This window comes from Streptomyces sparsogenes subsp. cuspidosporus, assembly GCF_039532705.1.
GTDB classification, from domain to species: Bacteria; Actinomycetota; Actinomycetes; order Streptomycetales; family Streptomycetaceae; genus Streptomyces; species Streptomyces sparsogenes.
In genome coordinates, this window is the sequence record NZ_BAAASD010000178.1 from 1 (window position 1) to 524 (window position 524).

Here is a 524-nt window from a genome sequence, read left to right on the forward strand (position 1 = left end):
GTGCGCCTCGGCCCCGGCCACCCCGGCCGGGGCCGGGGCGGCGAAGACCTGCGCGCGGTACCGGTCCTGCTCCGCGTCCGTCAGGCAGTCGAGCGAGGGCCTGCCCGCGCCGACCCCGCGCGGGTCGAACCCGACCAGGTCGAAACGGTTCGTGATCCCCGGCCCCACCTTGTCGACGAGCCCGGCCGCGGCCTCCGTACCCGGGGCGCCGGGCCCGCCGGGGTTGACCAGCAGGGAGCCGATCCGCTGCTGCGGGGTCCCGGTCGACCTGCGGACGGTCTTCGGGGGCATCCCCGGTGCGCTGGCGGTGTCCCTGCTCGTCGGGTCCCGCGTGGACGACGAGCGCCCGCTGGACGTGCCGGAGATCCTCGACATCCTGCGGGCCTTCCTCGTCGCCGGGAACGACACCACGGCCAACCTGCTCTCCGGCGCGATGCTCCTGCTCCTGGACCACCCCGACACCTTCGCCGAGGTCCGCGCGGACCGCGCCGCCCTCCCGAAGATGATCGAGGAGGCGCTGCGCT

Annotated in this window: 1 protein-coding gene and 1 pseudogene; one reads left to right on the forward strand and one right to left on the reverse strand. The window is 75.8% G+C overall.

The genetic code is table 11. The features are described 5' to 3' along the window. Positions 1–291, reverse strand: a pseudogene (locus tag ABFY07_RS42945) (hypothetical protein); the annotation flags it as partial. Between the two features lie 16 nt (positions 292–307). Here ABFY07_RS42945 and ABFY07_RS42950 point away from each other — a divergent pair. Next, the coding region (locus ABFY07_RS42950; protein ID WP_346179644.1) for a cytochrome P450 at positions 308–524 on the forward strand (217 nt) is incomplete at its 3' end.